We start from the raw sequence: 19257 nt of genomic DNA on the forward strand, positions 1-19257 counted from the left end.
CACATAATATTTGCAATTGCGTCATTTTTTATTTTTGTTGCAACAAAAATGACGCTTGTCAAAGGGAATTGGAGAAATTTCGTTGAAAATCGTACCGGAAGATGAGGAGAATTCGCGCCATCAACCCAATCGCCTGGGTGAAATGGCCTATCGCAATATGAAGGAGCGGTTGATTCGAGGCGCATTTTCGCCTGGCGATAAGCTTACGATCCGTGCCCTCTCGGACATGTTGGGTGTCAGCTCGACGCCGGCTCGCGATGCCATTAATCGCTTGGTCATTGATGGTGCGCTGGTCTACTCAGGCCCCAAAACCGTTATTGTCCCGCATCTCACATTGCCAGATCTTGAGGAAATCACACAGATACGTTTGGCTCTGGAAGGGGCTGCGGCCGCCTTATCCGTCAAGTCCGTGGGAGACGAAGCGATCGCTGCGCTTGAGCAGCTTCAACTGAAAATCGACGCTGCTTTGGAGGAAAAGCGCTATTTCGATGCGCTTTGGCACAATAAGGAGTTTCATTTTACAATCTACCGCTTGAGTGGCATGCCCTATCTTTTGCAGATGATCGAAGCTCTCTGGTTGCGAGTGGGTGCGTCGTTTATTGGTCTCTATCCGGAATTCGCCGAGATGCGATACGGGGCCCGCAATCATCGCTCCGCCATTGAGGCTCTCATCGAAAAGGATGCCGCCGCTGTACGGGCTGCAATCGAAAGCGATATTCGCGATGGATTTCGTCAGTTGAAGAAATTCAGCATGGCGCGAGATCAAGGCAAATTATCTCAGTCCTGAATATTTATGTTGCACTTTCTTGCTCCTCATGTTTTTTTGATGCAACAAAAATGTGAACGGGATGCGAACGCGTATCCCCGAGTGGAGAGGGCAAAGCATGCTTCGTCAGGATTTTTCTTCAAGTCGGCGCGCGCCACTTAGGCCGCGCTCGCAATATTTCTTTGAGCGTGGCCAAATCGTGTTTCCCGACGGAACTACGCGTGTCACCGTCGAGCGCGATCCCATGCCGACCTACATCGCACGCGGCGAGGGCGCATATCTCGTCGATGTCGACGGCAATCGCCTGCTCGACCTCAACAACAACTTCACGACGCTGATCCACGGCCACGGTTATCTGCCTGTTGCGGATGCTGTCGCTGACCTCCTGCAGAAAGGAACCTGCTTTTCGAACCCGACTGAGCATGAGCTCGGGCTAGCGGAATTGCTTGTCCATCGCATCCCCGCGATCGAGCATATCCGCTTCGTCAACAGCGGTACGGAAGCCGTCATGTTTGCCATCAAGGCGGCACGAGCCTTTACCGGACGGTCGCGCATCGCCCGGGTTGAAGGGGCCTATCACGGCGCCTATGACTGGGCCGAGGTCAGCCAAGGCGCATCGCCCGCATCGTGGGGACCGGAAAACATGCCAGCATCAACGACCTCCTATGTCGGCGCACCAGGAAGCGTTGCCGAAGACGTCGACGTGATCCGTTTCAACGATATCGAAGGCCTAGAGCGACGGTTGGCTATATCGGGACAGGAGCTTGCCTGTATTCTTATCGACCCCATGCCGAGCAGGGCAGGATTAATCGCCCCGGACCCGGCCTTCATAGAGGCGATTTCCATCCTTGCTCGCCAATATGGCATCCTTGTCGTCGCAGATGAAGTTCTCAACCTGCGCCAGGCTTATCGCGGCGCATCGGCGCGTTTTGGATTAGTGCCAGATCTTCTTGCTGCCGGAAAGATCATCGGCGGAGGTTTTCCCGTGGGGGCGGTCGGGGGCCGCAAGGAGGTGATGGAGGTTTTCTCATGTCTGAGCGCAAGACCGGCCTTGCCGCAGGGGGGAACTTTTTCGGCCAATCCCGTGTCGATGGTCGCGGGACGTGTGGCGATGGAGGCCCTGACGCCCACAAGTTTCGAGCGTCTCGAGGAGATGGGTGTTCACGTACGCAACGGCCTTGGCGCAGCTATCGCGCGCTATGATGCGCCATTTACGGTGACCGGTTCAGCTTCGCTCTTTCGAATTCACCCCAAGCGGCAGGCTCCCCGCGACTATCGACAGGCTTTTCCGACGACCGAAGAAAGAAGTTGGATCGCCAATCTGACGAGCCATTTCCGCCAACTCGACATTCTCCTTCCCTTTGGGGCTGCCGCCTGCCTGTCCACGACAATGACGAATGCTGACCTTGATCTGATCGTCCAAGCATTTGGTGATTTCCTCGAAACACACGAATCCGATTTTGGAGGAGTAAGCGCATGACTTTGAAGACCCTTGAAACTGTCGCCGAGTGCCTTGCTCGTTCGTTGCGCCGTCACGACGTCACTCATATATTCGCTCAGAGCTTGCCTTCAGCGCTCATTCTTGCCGCGGAGGCTCTCGGGATTCGTCAGATCGCCTATCGTCAGGAGAATATGGGCGGCGCCATGGCGGACGGTTATGCCAGGCGGTCTGGAAAGATCGGTGTGGTGGCTGCTCAAAATGGCCCGGCTGCCGCGCTGCTGGTGCCCCCGATGGCTGAAGCATTGAAGGCGAGTATTCCGATCGTGGCCCTTGTGCAGGAAGTTGAACGCGATCAGATGGATCGCAACGCATTTCAGGAACTCGACCATATCGCCCTCTTTCAATCCTGCACGAAATGGGTGCGTAAGGTGATGGTGCCGGAACGGATCGAGGACTATATCGACGCGGCATTCACCGCAGCAGCTTCGGGCCGGCCCGGACCTGTGGCCTTGCTACTACCTGCCGATTTGCTGCGCTCGCGGCTTACGGTCAAAACGCCACCACGATCTTCGAACCTCGGTCATTGGCCGCTTGACCGCTCACACCCAGATCGCGCAATGATACAGACAGCCGCCGATTTGATTGCTGGGTCCCGCAACCCGGTCGTGGTTGCGGGAGGTGGTGTTCTTGGCAGCGGTGCCTGTCACGAACTGGCTGTGCTGCAGGACCTCGCCTCGCTACCGGTCTTGACCACAAACATGGGCAAAGGAGCGGTTGATGAACACCATCCGCTTTCGGCGGGGGTCCTGGGATCCCTCGTCGGTCCGCGATCGCTCGGGCGTTATACTGCGACCCTGCTTGGCGATGCGGACGTTGTCATTCTGGTCGGAACGCGCACCAACCAGAACGGCACGGACAGCTGGCGACAGATTCCTCCCGGTGCGCAGGTCATCCACATCGATGTGGATCCTCAGGAAGTTGGCCGCAATTATCAGGCGTTGCGCCTGGTTGGAGATGCGCGCGAAACGCTGAACGATTTAGCCTGTGCGCTGAACGAGCGAGATCTTTCCAAACGGCGGGATCAGCGAACGGCTGTCATTGATCGGATCGCGGAATGCTGGCACCGGTTCGAAGAAGACCGGCGACACGTCGTGCACGCCAGCACCTCACCGCTTCGCCCAGAGCGCATAATGGCGGAACTGCAGGCATCGCTGACACCGCAAACCACCGTGGTGGCGGATGCAAGTTATTCCTCAATGTGGGTCGTCGGTCAATTACGATCGCTCGCTCCGGGCATGCGGTTTCTAACCCCCCGGGGTCTTGCAGGGCTGGGGTGGGGGCTGCCGCTCGCCCTTGGCGCTAAAGTCGCGCATCCTGCACATCCGGTTGTCGCTCTGGTCGGTGATGGCGGCTTCGCTCATAGCTGGGCCGAAATGGAAACCATGGTTCGCTGCACGCTTCCCATCACGATCATTCTCCTAAACAACGGAATCCTCGGTTTCCAGCGAGATGCTGAAACTGTGAAATTCGGTCGCTTTACGTCGGCATGCCACTTTGCACCTGTCGACCACGTCCAGATTGCTCAAGCTTGCGGATGTCCAGCCGTTCGTGTCGAAGATCCAATCGAGCTGAAGGCGCATCTGAGGAACGGACTGACAGGAGAAACGCCACTCTTGATCGAAGTCATGACAGATCCTGATGCTCATCCCGCATTGTCTCTCTTCGCCGGCATGGACGAGGCCGCGTGATGAGTGAGCCGCTGCGCATTGCCGTCGTGACGGGTGGGACGAGCGGCATCGGACTGGCGACTGCACGGAGGCTTCTAGTGACGGGACATCGCGTTGCCGTCTTCAGCCATAGTGCGGCGACCGTCACTGAGGCGGTCTCTATACTCTCCTCGGAGTTCCCGCCTCACCAGGTCTTGGGGCGGATTGTCGACCTCGCGGATCCCGGCGCTATTGCGGCCTTCTTCGAGAAGCTGTCGTTTGTGTGGGGAAGTCCGGAAATTCTGGTTTGTAACGCAGCAATATCGCCGAAAGGCCCTAACGGTCCGCGACGGTTCGAGGAGATCGAACTGACCGAATGGAACGAAGTGTTGGCCATAAACCTGACAGCGGTCATGCTATGTTGCCAAGCTGTTGTCGACGGGATGCGAGCGACTGGCTTTGGGCGCGTCATCTTGGTTGGATCTGTTGCAGGGAGAACGCGACCTCGCATTGCCGGCGCTGCATATACCACCAGCAAAGCAGCGCTGGCCGGTCTGATGCGTGCGCTTATCGGGCCAATGAGCCCCTTCGGTATTACCGTCAATCTTGTGGCGCCCGGAAGGATTTTGACGCCCCTGACGGGGAATCCCGATACGCGTGCCAATCGCGAGGCAGTAAGGCGCATTCCCTCGGCCCGATTGGGAACGCCCGAGGACATTGCCGCCGCAATCGCATTCCTGGCGTCAGAAGAAGCTGGTTTCGTCAATGGCGCAATACTAGACGTTAATGGCGGTGAATATGCGCCGGCTTAAAGCCCCCATGCGATCCGACGCGCCTGACCTTACTCGCCCCGAAATGGCCGCGACGCCCAAAGCGGCAATATCTCGTGATGTTCTCGTCTGGACATCTGATGCAGAGCTGTTCCTGCCCTTCAGTTATATTCTGAAGTTGGAGGGCTTTATGCCGTCCTTGGCGTGCAACTTAAAGGACGTTTTGGCCTTCTGTGCTAGGAATTCGCCATGCGCAATTCTTTTTGATTGCACGAGTGAAATGGGAGATGCCGCCTCTCTGTGCTGTGAAATCAAGCGGTCAGCGCATGCAAAAGAAGTTCACATCATAGCGCTTTTTCGAAGCGGCACCCAGCCGCTTCATATGACCCTGCTGCAAGCCGGTGTCGATGATTGTCTAATCCGGCCACTATCACCTGAGAAATTGTTGATGTCGCTCAGGCAGATATCTGGGCTGGCCCAGGTTTCGGCAACTCAGGAGTAATGACAACGTCGATTTGTGCAGGTCTGCAAATCGAGAGCACTAGCAGACGGATATCCTGCAATGGCCGCAATACTGTGTTGCCTCCCATTGAGTTCAATATTCTGTGCCATCTGATGAAGCGAGAAGGACTGCTCTGTAGTCGTTCTGAAATCATTGCATCGGCCTGGCCGCCCACCGCCGAAGTCACTCCGCGAACGGTGGATGTTCACATTGGTCGGTTGCGTAAGTCGCTGGCGGAGCGGTTAGGATATGACGTTGCCATTCGTACCGTCCATGCATCTGGCTATATATTCGAGGCAAGGGCCTGTGAAAGGTGCGCTGAAATATAGGCGCGTCTGCTTCTCTGCGGTTTGCGCATTGAAACACGATGGGCATCCTGGCCTGATGCCAGAACCCGCAAACGCTCGAAACAGCTCATAGCCTCTGAACAATCGACGTCGCCAAAATCGCATGTTCCTGCAAGTCGGGAGTGGAAGACACGAATAGTTGAAGCTACCGGCGCGAACAGCGTGCGGCGCGATTTCGGCGCTCAACTTTATTGCTGGCAGTTCTGATCGCCCGTCTTTTCTCGGACAAGGACTATGATGGTGCGTCGTTGGGGGAAGAGGAGGCCGGCTTCATCGGAATACGCAGAGGAGCAAACCCAGGATAAGAAGCCCCGCTGAAGTGAGCCAATGGGCATCGTAAACTCTGCAGTCGGGAGGAATAGCGGTCTGCTGAGGCTTTCGGGAAGAAAGAAAGGTGTTCACCGCCAGGCTCGCCCGCTTCCGTTCCGAACAGGCGATCCTCGCGCAGAGATTGACCCAACTTGGAGAAACCAAGGCAGGCCTGGTCGAGCAGAAGATCGCGATCGACAAGCAGTCGCAGGTCGTGAACGACGAGCTTGTGCGTAGGCAAGGGCTTCTCGAACGCGGACTGATCAACAGGTCCGACTATACAGAACTCCTGCGGATCGACGCTGATCTTCTTGGGCAGGCGGCCGCCAATACTTCCCAGCAAGCCGCCGCCGGGTCTCAAATCGCCGAGGCACGTGAGCAAATCGCGGCCGCCATCGGTGTGCTGGATCGCACCGTTGTCCATGCACCGACAGACGGGATCGTCGTCACTTCGCTCTACAATACCGTCGGCAACGTAATTGCGCCCAGCGAGAAGGTCATGGAGATTCTGCCGACCTCCAAACGTCCTCTGGTTGAGGCGCGCCTGAAGCCGACCGACATCGACGTTGTCCATGTGGGGCAGCCCGCGCGGCTCCGCTTCTCTGCTCTCAATGCTCGCTACACGCCGGAGATCGAGGCTGTCGCCCAGCAGGTGTCAGCTGACCGCCTTATCGACCAGGCGACGCAACAGCCATATTATCGCGCGCTGCTCACAATCACTGATGATCTTCCGGCGTCAATTCCGGAGGAACAACTCCATCCAGGCATGCCAGTGGAGACGTTCATCAATACAAAGGACAGGACTTTCTTCAGCTACCTGATGCGGCCCCTCCTGGACTCGATGCGGCACGCATTCGTCGAGGACTGATTGGTTACCCGCGGCGCGGAACTGGCGGTGGTGCGAGACAATCTCCGCCACACCTCGATCGCCACAATCTCGGTCTACCTCCGAGTATCGAGATCAAACGCTCCCGACAGATGGATGAGGCGTTCGCCGCAGAATAACTGGGTACCTAACCTCCTCGGTTCCCCGGCTTGCCGAGCTTTATTTTTTTATTTTCTAAAGTGATACCATTTGCAAATAACGCTACTTTAGGTATAGAAAGTTCGCATGGTGCCCATAAGCGCAACCGAAACGCCGTCGCGAGGGGGCGCCGTCGTTCTCCTCGACTAAGTGCTCGCAAAAATTTGTATGCAAAGCAAATGCTTAGCCTCGTTCCAGTTTCGCGAGTTCAGCGTGGATGGTTCGTTAGCCTATGTGGCGAAGCGTCGCCAGCGGTACTCGCCACACCCTGAATAAAACCGACTCCGTCGCCGGACTCGTCGAGGGGGAGCGCTTGTTCTACGTTTTATGCCCGCATTAGTTGCCGTTCTGTGCCTTGCCGTCTGTTGCCGACAACCAAGAGAAAGAGCATAAGCAGCATGTGTTCGAAAAAGACCAGAGAGCCGTTCCCGCGATTCCTTTTGCCGACGGGCGTGTGTGTTGCGCTCACCGGCGCGGGCATTATTCCCGCGCATGCGACCTGCAGCACGGCAGGCCTCACCGTGACCTGCTCGGGTGTCGCCAACCCACTCGCGCCGAGCTACGCGAACAGCGCGAACAACATCAACGCGACGGTTAACCCCGGTGCGAGCGTCGGAGTGCTGCTCGGCGTCGGCGGCACAGCGATGTCGCTGACGGGCAACAACGTCACGCTGACGAACGACGGTACGATCGACCCATCGGCGCTCGGCGCGGGGCTCGGCGTGCTGTCGAGCGGTGCAGTGGTCGGCAACGCGTCGGCGAGCCTGAATACCACGGTCACCAATAACGGCACGATGTACGGCTCGACCGGGGTGGCGATCAGCGGCGTAACGGGCATGGCACTGTCTGTCCAGAACGGCACGGGCGGCACGTCGAACATCAGGAACACCGGCACGATCGGCTCGAACCCGCTGGTCGGCGCGACGCTGAGCGGCGCGGATGCGCCGGTAGTCGCTGCATACGGCGGCGGCCAGGTCCAAATGACGAATAGCGGCACTATCAACGGCCGCGTCTCGTTTGGTTCGAACGGCACGCCGGGGCAGGGCAATATGTTCACCAATTCAGGCACGATCAACGGCGGCGTGTCGATGGGCGCGAATAGCAACAACACGTTCACTGCAGTGACGGGCTCGTCGGTCAACACGGCGGGCGGCACCGGTGGCGCGTTCAACATCACGGTCGGCCCGAACACGCTTAACGTGGCGGCGACGGGCATCGTTGACGGTGGCGCGGGCGGCAACAACACGCTCAAGCTGCAGCAGGGCACGATCGCGAACGGCACGATCGCGGTCAACAACTACATCAATTTCAATCACCTGAACGTCCAGGCCGGCTACTGGACGATCAACGGCGCGTCGACCGCGCAGGACGCAACGCTGTCGGGCGGCGTCGCGATCATCAACGACAACGCATCGCTCGGCACCGGCACCATCACGGCCACCGGCGGCGCGTTGCAGGCGGGCACGGCCGGGCTCGACGTTTCCAACAATCTGGCGCTCGGCGCGGGCGGGTTAACGGTGCAGGGCGCGACGGGGGTCACACTGTCGGGCACAGTGTCGGGCGGCGGCGCGCTGACGAAGAACGATGGCGGCACGCTGACGTTGTCGGGTGCGAACACCTACACGGGCGGCACGACGATCAATGCAGGCACACTAGCACTAGGCGCTGGCGGCAGCCTCGCGTCGATCGGCGCAGTGAGCCTCGCCGGAACAGGCGCGGCGTTCGACCTGAGCGGCGCATCGGGCGCGCAGACGATCGGCGCGCTGTCGGGCGTCGTGGGGACGAACGTCAATCTGGGCGGCAACGCGTTGACGCTGGCCGGCAGCAGCAATGCGACATACCGCGGCGCGATCGTCGGCGCAGGCAGCCTGACGCTGGCCGGCAGCGGCACACAGACACTTACCGGCGCAAGCACCTACGCGGGCGGCACCACGATTAATGCAGGCACGCTGTCCGTGTCGTCGGATGCCAATCTCGGCGCGGCGTCGGGTGGCTTGACCTTCACAGGCGGCGTTCTTGCGACAACGGGCAGTTTTGTCAGTGGACGCTCCGTTACACTGAACGGCACCGGCGCCTTTGATGTTGCGGCTGGTGATACGCTTGGCTTGACGGGGACACTATCGGGCGCCGGCAGCTTCACCAAAGCCGGATCGGGCATTTTCGATTATGATGGTAACGGCTCCGGCTTTACCGGCATGACAGAGGTTGCCGCCGGCTCGCTGATCGTCGGTTCGGATGCAAGCCATACCAACGCCATGCTGGGCGGTTCGGTGACGGCGAACAATGGCGCAACTCTCGGCGGCCATGGCACGGTGGGGTCGGGTAGCGGTTCCGTGATCACGATCGGCTCCGGCGGCACGGTTGCGCCGGGCAATTCCATCGGCACGCTCACCGTCAATGGCAACTATGTGCAGGCAGCCGGTTCGACCTACGTTGCCGAGATCGACCCGAGCGGCGCATCCGATCTGATCAGGGTGACGGGCACTGCCACCATTAATGGCGGGACGGTTTCTGTACTCAAGGCTCCGGGCAGCTATGCGCCGGGCACGCGTTACACGCTTCTGACAGCAGCCGGCGGCGTGACCGGTACGTATGGTACGCTTGGCCAGAACATGCCCTTTGTCGATCTTGCCCTGAACTATGACGTCAATGACGTCTTCCTCGACGTGGCACGCAACAATGTCGCATTTCCGGCAATGGGGATCACTCGCAATCAGAAAGCAACGGCCGGCGCGCTGGAAAGCCTCGGCAGCGGCAGCGGCCTCTACACTGTCATCGCAGGGGCGCCGGACGCAGGCACGGCGCGTGCGGACTTCGACGCACTGTCGGGCGAAATCCATGCTTCGGCTCGGTCGGCGCTGATCGATGACAGCCATTTTGTCCGCGATGCGGCCAACAACCGCATCCGGTCCGCCTTCGGCGATGCGACGGGCGCGGACATGCCGTTGCTGGGTTATGGGCCGGACGGAGTAAAACCGGTCACCGCCGACAGCACCGGCGCGGTCGCATGGGGTCAGGCATTTGGCACATGGGGCTCCTATGACGGCGACGGCAATGCCGCGGGCATGGATACATCCATCGGCGGTTTCCTGGCCGGTCTTGACGGCGAGGTCGCTGAGAATGTGCGGCTGGGCCTGCTGGCCGGCTACAGCCGCACCAGCTTTGATGTCAGCGACCGCGCTTCTTCCGGCAGCAGCGACAACTGGCATCTGGGTCTTTATGGCGGCGGCAAGTGGAATGCGCTGCGCCTGTCGGGCGGTCTGGCCTATACTTGGCACGATATTGCCACCAGCCGTTCGGTTGCCTTTCCTGGCGTCACCGACAGCCTGAGCAGCGACTACCATGCTGGCACGGTTCAGGCCTTTGGCGAGGCAGGCTACCGAATCGATACGGCCGGCGGCTTCGCCTTCGAGCCCTTTGCCAATCTCGCCTATGTCAGCCTGCATACGAACGGCTTTAGCGAAGACGGCGGCAATGCGGCGCTCCGCGGGAACGGCGGCACCACCGACACCACCTTCACCACGCTGGGCCTGCATCTCTCCTCTGTCTTCGACCTCGGCGGTACGAAGACTAATGCGCATGGCACGCTGGGCTGGCGTCATGCCTTCGGCGACACCACCCCGATCTCCCGCCAGGCCTTTGCCGGTTCTGACACTTTCACGGTCGCAGGCGTGCCGATCGCACAGGATGCCGCCCTCATCGAAGCGGGTCTGGATGTCAACCTGACCAAGGCTGCCACGTTGGGTGTCGCCTATCAGGGCCAATTCGGCGATGGCGCGATGCAGAACGGCTTCAAGGCCGACTTCAGTGTAAAGTTCTGATCAGCAAAGCCCGCTCTGCCGGTCGACGGCATTTCGCTGTTAGAGCGGGTTGTTGTTGTGCCCTTGGTCTGAATGTTCATTTCGCCGTTTTAACATTGCGAAGCTGTCAGTCTGCAACCGACTCCAAATCGGCCATTCCATTGAGGCCAAGCCGATTATGTCTTTGAAAAGTTTGGGGTGGAGGCATTTTGCAATAACCGGTCGTCGGTTCTGATTTCTTTCAAGAGCGCGAATTATCGCTTTCGTCGGAAAACTCGTTGGCGCAACGGAACGACGGATCGGAAGATCGATTCACAAGGTGTAAGTTACGTGCCGAGCAACGCACGTCGCGGTGCGTTGCAGCGGCGGAAGGGGAATGCGCGACCCTCACAAGGTTGGCATCCCTATTGATCTTTGATCATCGGTGCCCGCCGCCGCCGCGTCGTTTCATCCATTAGACCATTGGATTGCCATTGGACGAGGTTTCGGGGACCGCCTCCTTGACGTCCCAGTGCTCTGCCAACCGGCCGTCTGCAACGCGATAGACGTCGACGACAGCCGTTCCACGTTCGTCAGCATTAGCCTGAAACAAGGTATGAGCGACCACAAGATCGTTATCAGCGATCAGTCGCGCAATGGTGAAACGCCCTTCCGGCACGGCCTCGAACATCGGGCCGAGGAAGGCTTCCAAGGCTGCGCGGCCATTGGCAAGATGAGGATTGTGCTGGATGTAATCGTCCGCCACGAAGTCGGCGACTGCCCCGAGATTCTTAGCGTTCCACACCTTGGCATAGTAGTCTGCGACGAGCGTTTTGTTGGCGTCGAGTTTGATGGTCATTGCATTCTCCTTTTGGGGCTGGGAAATCACACTCGACCGACCGCTGATGTCGTAGCGGCGACGTGGTCGGGTTTCGCCGCTGCCCGGCTTGACAGAGCGAGCGCGGCAAACGCTAGAGCGAGAAAGGCGATGGAGGCGAGAGGCAGGGACGATAGTCCGAACAGCGGATAGAGGGTGCCGGCGGTGAGCGAGCCGGCGGCCATGCCGACATAGATGGCGGAAGAATTGAGCGCGAGCACCAGGCCGCGCGCTGCCGGCGCAAGTTCGACCATACGACGCTGCTGCGAGGGCATGAAGAGATCGCTTGCCGTCGCCCAAACGATGAGCAATGCGAGAGCTGCCGGATACGAAGTGGGACCAAGAAAGAGGGTTGCGAACACCAGCAGCAACGCCATGAGCGCGACCGTGACGGCGCGATTGGCGGACCAGCGCTGCGAAACCCATCGTGCGACATAGTTCCCGCCAATGCCTGCAAGGCCGAAGATCATCAGCGCTATCGATACGGCCTCGGGGCCAGCGCCAAAATGGTCATGCAGGATCAGCGTTATCATGGTGTAGGTAACGAACACGCCCGACATTTCCAACACCATCACGGCGATGCCGGCCGCGGTCGCCGGACGCCCGGCTATGGTGGCCAGATCGCGCGGACGGACACGCTCGCCACCCTCGCGGCTGTCGATAAAGAACGTGATCAGGCCGGCGACGATGAGCGTCGCGACGCCGATCAGGGCAAAGGTCGGCCGCCACCCAAGCACCGCCCCGCCCCATGCCGAAAGCGGCACACCAACAACGGAGGCGATCGTCATGCCACTGAAGACCACGGCGAGAGCGTGCCCCTGACGCTCTTTGCCAACGAGGCTCGCGCCGAGCGCGGAGGCGACGGGTCCGATCGCGGCAGCGCCGAGGCCTGCACAGACGCGAGCGGCAAACAGGACCGGGTAGTTCGGCGCGAACGCCGTGCCGAAAGCCCCAGCGGCCATGAGAGCAAGCCCCGCCAGGATCAATGTACGGCGCGGCCAGTGGCCGACGATCATCTGCAAGCCGGGTGCGCTTATGGCAAAGGTGACGGCGAGCACCGAAACCAGCATTGCAACCGCGCCGCGCTCAAGAGAGAACGATGAACCGATCTCGGGCAGCGTGCCGACGATGGCAAGCGTACCCGTGCCCATCGTGAAATAGGCAAGGCTCAGGACACGAAGGGAGATGCTTGTTTTGCGCTCGATCATGTTGCTCTCCGTGTGGGTTCAGATGCGTTGGAGGTGACTTAGCGCGAGGTAATGATATACTGGAAATCGATTATCAGTATGAGACCAATAGCCGTGAGTGATATGATAGGCCTCGACCTCAACCTGCTGCGCTCCCTTGATGTGCTGATCGAGGAGGCCAATGTCACGCACGCCGCCGCGCGCCTGGGCGTAACGCAGCCGGGATTATCGGCACAGCTTGCGCGCCTGCGCGCCATCTTCAACGATCCGCTCCTTGTTCCCTCCGAGAAAGGGCGTGGCATGATACCGACGAGCCGTGCGCTGGAACTCAGGGAGCCTCTGCACGCCGCGCTGAAGGACCTTAACGCGGTCATCCGCACTCCGGCGCGGTTTGACCCTCGAACGGATGCGCGAACTTTTGCGATTGCAGCCACGGACAACGCCGTCGTGGTGCTTGGATTGCCATTGATCGAACGCCTTCGCCAGACCGCCGGGCGAGGGATCAGGCTCTCATTTTCGAGCACGGGGACTGACGTGGCGGCCGAATTGGAGCGCGGCGAGATCGACTTGCTCATAGGCTCAGATCGCATGATCCCGCCGACAATGAAGGCGCGCAAGCTGTTGGAAGAGAGCTATGTGATGATCCAGCGCAAGGGCCATCCGCGCGGCCGTGCGCCGCTCGATCTCGATGCGTATTGTAAGCTGGAGCATGTTCTAGTGTCGACCAGCGGCGGGAGCTTTCACGGCTTCATCGACGAGCAGCTCGAAAAGCTCGGCTACCGGCGAAGCGTGGCGCTGTCTGTTCACCAATTCGTCATGGCACCGATGATCGTCTCCTCGACCGATTTCGTTTCGACCCTACCACGGCGTTTCGCAGCCCGTTTCGCGGACCGGCTGGACCTGTTCGACCTGCCGTTTCCGGCACAGGGCTTCAATCTGTTTGCCGCATGGCATCCGCGCGCCCACGCCGACCCGGCGCTGACATGGCTGCGAAATCAGTTGGCTGAGATAGCCAGAGAGTGATTTTCGGCAAAAGAGAAACGGGCTTTCGATGGAATGGCCATCCAGCCCACAGATCCAATGTCGTTGGGCACTAAATGCAAAACGACAACGGGCATTATCACGTTGTTTGAAATGTGGCCGCTTGAGTGTCATGCTGCACGGGCAAGTGACCCTATCAGCATGAGAATTTACAAAGAGTTATAGTGGGTACCGGGGTCGAGCCCCCCGCCGATTCACATCGAGAAGGCCGGACACTCAGTTTACTGAACGAAAAAGGGAGAAATACTACGTGGTATTTCGTATGGGTTCTTGGATTGGGGCTGGCAGCATCGATGGGCATCTTGAACGCGCTTTGGTACGAGCTGCGCATCTTGCGTGAAGACCCGGCGGACGAGATCCTGCAGCTGCCCACCCGATGAAGATGGCATATTCGCGAGAGGATTGACGCAATCTTGGCCGTGGTTCACGCATGAGCGATGGCCGGGACCTGCTTGTATGCCGTGGTCACCTGGCAAGCTCAACTGCTCAAAATGCTGGCCCGTTCAAACTATAGAGTATGTTTACGATTTGAATATTGAATGGAGGGAAAGATGATTCATTGAAGGGCGAGATGAGCGAGTATCAGAATAATGCGGTCAAACTGATGGATTTGAAGGCAGGGAGAGAGTCCCTGCTGAACGCCAAAGACCGAAGGGAGGAATTTATACGTCAGTCGTTGGAGCTATATTATGCGATGGGTGGCGAATGGGAATGCATTCAGCCGATCGCCGAGAAAGTCTATTCAAATCAGCCAACCCGCATAGATATCGCCGTCGGGAACGTGATGTATAAGTTGGCTGCAATCGGGCATGTTTCCGATATCGATATCATTCAGGCCGCATACAACAAATTGGATGAGGCGAGGCAAAATATGTCGACTTCAGGCAACGGACACGATCCAAATGGCTCTGTTGCGAAAATTCCGGGCGGTTGATGAGGCTCCATGTTCTCGGTCGTCACGCGGTGTGACCTTCCCGTTTTTGGGTGAGTAAGCCTGCCGCCTCCGTCAACGGGCTTGGTCCGACGCCGAAAGCCCGCTCAACGACACGTGCTTCTCCACGGACATCGCCGCCATGTTGAAAATTGCAGTCTGACCCTTGCGCAAAACCTGCATGACCTCGAAGTCCTTGATTGTCGCGTAGGCTGATTTCAACGTCTTGAACCCGCTCACCGGCTTTATCAGTTGTTTCAGGTTGCCGTGGTCGGCCGAGACGACATTGTTCAGATGTTTTACCTGCCGGTGCACAAGATCTCCAGGGCATTTTCCTCCGGCCTTTAGGATCTGCAATCGCGATGCTGTAAGTTGGCGTCCTGTCGGTATTGATGACGGTTGGTTTTTCCCAGTCTTCAAGGTCTTGCCGAGAACGCGTTTGGCGCTTTGGCATTGCGCGTCGGCGAGAGATAGAAATCGATCGTGTTGCCGAATTTATCGACAGCCCGGTAAAGGAAAATCCATTGTCCGCGGACCTTCACATGGGTTTCATCGACGCGCCAGCTTGTTGACTGACCATCACTTCATTGCCCTGGATCGGCAGGTCCTGGAGACTGGGGTACGACCAACCGTTCCGACTTCCGCTGTGACGTTGGCAATCCGGGCATAATCCTGCAAGCGGATCGATGACTACGGGTTGTCGATGACGTCAACAATGCGCTCCTCACGCCGTTCGGCAGGCGTAATGCAGATAGAGACCTTTGCGTCGGCTGGCTGTGCCGCAATCGTAACATCCTTTGGTAGATAAATGACGGGTATTGCAATTATTAGTTTCGTGAGGGTATGGATATCAGGTCGTGGACACAATGCAATTGTACGTTTTGATTTCCGCGCCAAATCAATCAGCCTTGTCGCTCCACAATGATCGAGAATTGAGTCGAATTAATCAACCGTTTCAAACCACTACCAAAGGCAGGCCGGATCAGGATCAAAATGGAAATACGGCTCAATTCAAAGCGAAAATCCACACGCAGTTCTCGAGGCTGATTCCCGCCATGCTGCTCGTTTACACGATAGCCTTCGTCGCACTCCAAAGGCAGGTGATAAGAGCGCAGGCGCGCACCTATAGCCAATCCGTGCGCCGTAGCGAGCCGCGCTGGAGCGTTGGATAGCAAGCGCAAGAAGAGGCTTGCTTCGTTCTCGGAGGCTCGTCATCAATTCCCTTGCGCTCGTTAGAACCGCGCGCGGAACGAGGTTTTCGACTGCGAGCGGCCCTGCCGCGCGCGGACTGCCATCAGGGATTTGACCAATCTGACAAATGATGGTGGCGACCGGATGTTGGCCGGTCGCCATAGATAGCTTTTACATCTTGCCCATGCTCTTCATGGCTTTGTCCATGTGCATCTTGCAATCGTCCATTTTTTTGGCCTTCATCGACTCTTTGGCCATCATCATTTCCTTTGACGCCATGGCTTTCTTTTCCTTCGCCATCGGGCCGGTCATCGCGTCCACGTCACTCTGCGCCTTCATCATCGAGGCGTCATCGCATTTCATCATCGTGTTCGCGGCGTGCATCGGCAAGGTGAAAGCTGACATTAGCAAAGCAGTCGCAATCGCAAGTTTGACCATGTTCTCCTCCTCTTGATGGGCACAATTGCCCGCAGTCAGACGTTTTCCAGGCGATTAAATCCCCGCGTACCACTCATAGCCGCGGTCCTCCCAGAAGCCGCCTTTGCCACCCCATAGGCTGGCAAAGCTCTCCTTGATTTCGATGCGCATCAGATATTTCGCATGCTTGTAGCCAAGATGGCGTTCGACCCTCAGTCTGAGCGGCGCGCCATGAGCGACTTCGAGATCTTTACCATTGAGCTGATAGGCAAGTATTGTCTGCGGATGAAACGCATCGATCAGGTCGACGCTCTCGTAATAGGTGCCGCTGCCATCGATCGTTTGTTCGAGCTGGTCGGCACAGTAGAAGACGGCGTAACGGGCCGTAGGTTTCAGACCCACACTCTGGAGGATGGGCCCAAGCGGCACACCCGTCCATTTTCCGATAGCGCTCCAGCCTTCAACGCAGTCGTGCCGTGTAATTTGAGTGCGCGATGGCAGCCTTTTCAGATCCGCCAACGAGAGGGCGACCGGGCGCTCCACCAGGCCGTCGATCTTTAGCCGCCAATCTGCAAAACCCGTCGCTATCATCCGGGCATATTCATCACCATCCGGTTGACTGGTTCCGTTCGATCTGAAGGTGGGTGAGAGGTCCGCCTCCGAAAATTCGCGGGCCAGCCTGTCGCCCGGGACTAAAAGTCGCTGGCTTTTCATTGTGAGCGTCTCTGCCATCGCCAGCACGGCCTGAACTTTGGCGCTTTGGGCGACCTCGTCGCAGCCCGTGAGACCGATTGCGCCAAGTCCCGCGGCCGATCCGATCAAGAGATCGCGTCGGGTGATAGAAAATGTCATGCCCCATCTCCTCCGTTTTCGATTCCGTAGCGGCCGGTAATCATTGAGCGCATGTTGTTCCAGAGACCGGAGAGGACGACCATTGCCACATGCACCAGGACGAAGAAGACGATCGACCAGGCGCAGATGAAATGGATGGAGCGTGCTGACTGCCGCCCGCCAAAAAAATCGAGCAGGAAGGGGAAGCCGGCGTCCATGCCGGGTGACATGGTCAGCCCTGTCGCAAGCATCAGCGGCAGCAGAACGAAGATAACAATCAGATAAGCGAGCTTCTGGAGAGCATTATAGTGGCGTGCCTTTTCTCCTTTCGGGAAGCGTAGCCGCGCGTGGTCGGCGATTTCCTGTTTGAGATGAGTGGGTGAGAGCTCATCGGCGCTCAGCGCAAGATCGCGCCGGAAATGACCGCCCAGGAAGCCGTACAGCAAGTAGATCGATCCGTTGATTACGAAGAGCCAGGCAAAAAACAGATGCCACCGACGGCCGGTCGCGAGATCCTGGTAGCTTGGGATGGTCGCCCAAGAAGGAAAACCGCGCTCTGTCACATCATCGCCGACCCGCGAAACACCCAGAACGCCCGTTGTCACAACAGAGAGGCTCCCAACGCGTAGGAGGCCGCGTGTGTTGTCTCCGTCCTGGACCGCTCCGATCGATAGCCAGGATGGATCGGCATCGGCACCGTATTGCCCCCAATATAGGGATGGATGTGCATTGAATATCTGCAGACCGCTCATCAGAAGCAGGCTTAGGCAAAGGAGATTGAGCCAATGTGTAATGCGCGTCAGCACCGAATGACGGTGAATGAAGGTCGTCTTCTGGCGCGTCGGCGGCGCTGTTTCCAGATGGTCCACGTTCGCCATGGTCGCTCCTCCAGAGCTGGCTACGGTACTATCGGGTAATACGGGTGATAAAATACTCTTGTTACAGGCGCAGCGAAATAATCTTTGAGCGACGGATTAGCTCCACTCCCAAAAACTTGGATCGCTTGTCCAGGCAGACCCGGTCTTGCGGTCACAAAGCCGTGAGCTTGTAACAGGCGGCGGTCTCATTGCGAAGCCAATGATGGAACCACGGGAGGAGAAGCGATGAGGCAACTGGCGAAGTTAATCATCTTCGGAACGGCCGTGTCCGGCATGGCGGGTATTTCCCATGGGGCACCGATGGACCACCACCCTCTCATGGTTGTTGAACTCTTCACCAGCCAGGGGTGTTCGTCCTGTCCCCCCGCGAATGCCAACCTGATAAAGCTCAGCAAGCGCGATGATGTCCTGACATTGAGCTTTGCAGTGACATATTGGGACTATCTCGGCTGGAAGGACATATTTGGAAAGCAGGCGTTTACAGATCGGCAGATTGCATATGAGGCACCGTTGCATCAGTCTGGGCCTTTCACACCCCAAATGATTATTAACGGCACGAAGACTGTTGTTGGAAACAACCTCTCAGAGCTGACCGGACTTCTGTCAACCGCTTCTCACTTGAAAGGACCGACAATTACGCTGGGCCAGACCCGTATAGAGATAGGCCGCGGCGATGCCCCTGAAACGGCGGCGGATGTCTGGTTGATCCAGTACGACCCGAATATCATCCATGTGCCAATCACGCGAGGCGAAAACGCGGGCAACACTTTGCCCCACAGCCACGTCGTCCATGCATTGAAGCGCCTCGGGCAATGGGATGGTAGCCCTGCCACATTCGATTTCGGGAAGGCGCCGAATGGCCTTCGCACAGCAATTCTCATTCAACGGCCGCAAGGTGGCGCCATAGTCGCAGCAGCGACGGACTGAGCCCTGCTGGCAAATCGTGGTGCTTATCTCACCCAACGAAGACCTCAATCTGGAGTTGTCTCCGTTACTGAATTTCCGGAGGCCTGATTTCTGTCGCCGCCTTGCTCGAACATCCATTGTCGAATGAAGTCGGTCGTAGAGATCGAACATCGGATCCGCTTCGGATGGAAAAGCAAACGAGCCGCCGTCGTCGGCTTCGGAAATCCTCGCGATGATCGAGTCGTTGCGGAACCGGGAATAGGTGCAGTCGAAGCGACTGATGAGTGTGAGGATTCCTTGCCTGATCCCGGCGCCGATTGGCGCAGGCGTCCCGATCTCCCTAAGCGTACCATG

Annotated in this window: 18 protein-coding genes and 1 pseudogene; 12 read left to right on the top strand and 7 right to left on the bottom strand. The window is 58.2% G+C overall.

Annotated elements, in window-relative coordinates:
• Positions 1-142: 142 nt before the first annotated feature.
• The 8 genes from QD461_RS28405 to QD461_RS28440 all read left to right on the top strand — a co-directional run bounded on the left by QD461_RS28405 (position 143) and on the right by QD461_RS28440 (position 10686).
• On the top strand, positions 143-787 hold the full coding sequence (locus tag QD461_RS28405) for a GntR family transcriptional regulator (protein ID WP_414090620.1): 645 nt from the start codon (positions 143-145) through the stop codon (positions 785-787).
• Between the two features lie 97 nt (positions 788-884).
• The gene (locus QD461_RS28410) at positions 885-2246 is read left to right on the top strand and encodes an aspartate aminotransferase family protein (RefSeq protein WP_414090579.1); all 1362 of its coding nucleotides are present in this window, start codon (positions 885-887) and stop codon (positions 2244-2246) included.
• Positions 2243-3955, top strand: a complete 1713-nt coding sequence (locus QD461_RS28415) for an acetolactate synthase catalytic subunit (protein WP_414090580.1) — start codon at positions 2243-2245, stop codon at positions 3953-3955. The genes QD461_RS28410 and QD461_RS28415 overlap by 4 nt, the downstream gene beginning before the upstream one ends.
• A complete protein-coding gene (locus tag QD461_RS28420; protein WP_414090581.1) occupies positions 3955-4725 on the top strand; it encodes an SDR family oxidoreductase in 771 nt (256 codons plus the stop codon). The genes QD461_RS28415 and QD461_RS28420 overlap by 1 nt, the downstream gene beginning before the upstream one ends.
• Positions 4712-5185: a hypothetical protein gene (locus QD461_RS28425; protein ID WP_414090582.1), complete on the top strand. Its 474-nt coding sequence runs from the start codon at positions 4712-4714 to the stop codon at positions 5183-5185. Before QD461_RS28420 ends, QD461_RS28425 begins: the two co-directional genes overlap by 14 nt.
• Positions 5185-5514, top strand: coding sequence for a winged helix-turn-helix domain-containing protein (locus QD461_RS28430; RefSeq protein ID WP_414090583.1), 330 nt, complete (start codon positions 5185-5187; stop codon positions 5512-5514). Before QD461_RS28425 ends, QD461_RS28430 begins: the two co-directional genes overlap by 1 nt.
• 412 nt (positions 5515-5926) lie before the next feature.
• On the top strand, positions 5927-6709 hold the full coding sequence (locus tag QD461_RS28435; RefSeq protein WP_414090584.1) for an HlyD family efflux transporter periplasmic adaptor subunit: 783 nt from the start codon (positions 5927-5929) through the stop codon (positions 6707-6709).
• Between the two features lie 554 nt (positions 6710-7263).
• Positions 7264-10686 (top strand): autotransporter domain-containing protein, encoded by a 3423-nt coding sequence (locus tag QD461_RS28440; protein ID WP_414090585.1) that lies wholly within the window; start codon positions 7264-7266, stop codon positions 10684-10686.
• Between the two features lie 433 nt (positions 10687-11119).
• On the opposite strand, the gene QD461_RS28445 is transcribed toward QD461_RS28440, so the two are convergent.
• Both QD461_RS28445 and QD461_RS28450 read right to left on the bottom strand, forming a co-directional pair.
• Positions 11120-11503, bottom strand: a complete 384-nt coding sequence (locus QD461_RS28445) for a nuclear transport factor 2 family protein (RefSeq protein WP_414090586.1) — start codon at positions 11501-11503, stop codon at positions 11120-11122.
• A 26-nt stretch (positions 11504-11529) separates the two neighbouring features.
• Positions 11530-12729: an MFS transporter gene (locus QD461_RS28450; protein ID WP_414090587.1), complete on the bottom strand. Its 1200-nt coding sequence runs from the start codon at positions 12727-12729 to the stop codon at positions 11530-11532.
• Between the two features lie 102 nt (positions 12730-12831).
• Between QD461_RS28450 and QD461_RS28455 the strand changes: the two genes are divergently transcribed.
• The 3 genes from QD461_RS28455 (at position 12832) to QD461_RS28465 (ending at position 14683) form a co-directional block, all read left to right on the top strand.
• Positions 12832-13731: a LysR family transcriptional regulator gene (locus QD461_RS28455; protein WP_414090621.1), complete on the top strand. Its 900-nt coding sequence runs from the start codon at positions 12832-12834 to the stop codon at positions 13729-13731.
• A 242-nt stretch (positions 13732-13973) separates the two neighbouring features.
• Complete coding sequence (gene cydX, locus QD461_RS28460; RefSeq protein WP_414090622.1) at positions 13974-14129, top strand: cytochrome bd-I oxidase subunit CydX; 156 nt, start codon at positions 13974-13976, stop codon at positions 14127-14129.
• A gap of 191 nt (positions 14130-14320) precedes the next feature.
• A complete protein-coding gene (locus QD461_RS28465; protein WP_414090588.1) occupies positions 14321-14683 on the top strand; it encodes a hypothetical protein in 363 nt (120 codons plus the stop codon).
• A gap of 72 nt (positions 14684-14755) precedes the next feature.
• Here QD461_RS28465 and QD461_RS28470 read toward each other — a convergent pair.
• From QD461_RS28470 to QD461_RS28490, 5 genes and pseudogenes are all read right to left on the bottom strand, one after another.
• Positions 14756-15222 (bottom strand): annotated as a pseudogene (locus QD461_RS28470) (DDE-type integrase/transposase/recombinase).
• Positions 15223-15582: 360 nt separating this feature from the next.
• Entirely contained in the window at positions 15583-15813 is a 231-nt protein-coding gene (locus QD461_RS28475; RefSeq protein ID WP_414090589.1) for a hypothetical protein, read from the bottom strand.
• Between the two features lie 229 nt (positions 15814-16042).
• Entirely contained in the window at positions 16043-16309 is a 267-nt protein-coding gene (locus QD461_RS28480; protein WP_414090590.1) for a hypothetical protein, read from the bottom strand.
• A 54-nt stretch (positions 16310-16363) separates the two neighbouring features.
• Entirely contained in the window at positions 16364-17140 is a 777-nt protein-coding gene (locus tag QD461_RS28485; protein WP_414090591.1) for a molybdopterin-binding protein, read from the bottom strand.
• Positions 17137-17997, bottom strand: a complete 861-nt coding sequence (locus QD461_RS28490; RefSeq protein WP_414090592.1) for a cytochrome b/b6 domain-containing protein — start codon at positions 17995-17997, stop codon at positions 17137-17139. Before QD461_RS28490 ends, QD461_RS28485 begins: the two co-directional genes overlap by 4 nt.
• Positions 17998-18222: 225 nt before the next feature.
• Between QD461_RS28490 and QD461_RS28495 the strand changes: the two genes are divergently transcribed.
• Positions 18223-18924 carry a DUF1223 domain-containing protein gene (locus QD461_RS28495; protein ID WP_414090593.1) on the top strand — a complete coding sequence of 234 codons (702 nt, stop codon included), beginning with the start codon at positions 18223-18225 and terminating at the stop codon, positions 18922-18924.
• Positions 18925-19257 lie beyond the last annotated feature (333 nt).

Source organism: Rhizobium sp. BR 314 (assembly GCF_047445805.1).
Taxonomy (GTDB): domain Bacteria; phylum Pseudomonadota; class Alphaproteobacteria; order Rhizobiales; family Rhizobiaceae; genus Rhizobium; species Rhizobium lusitanum_B.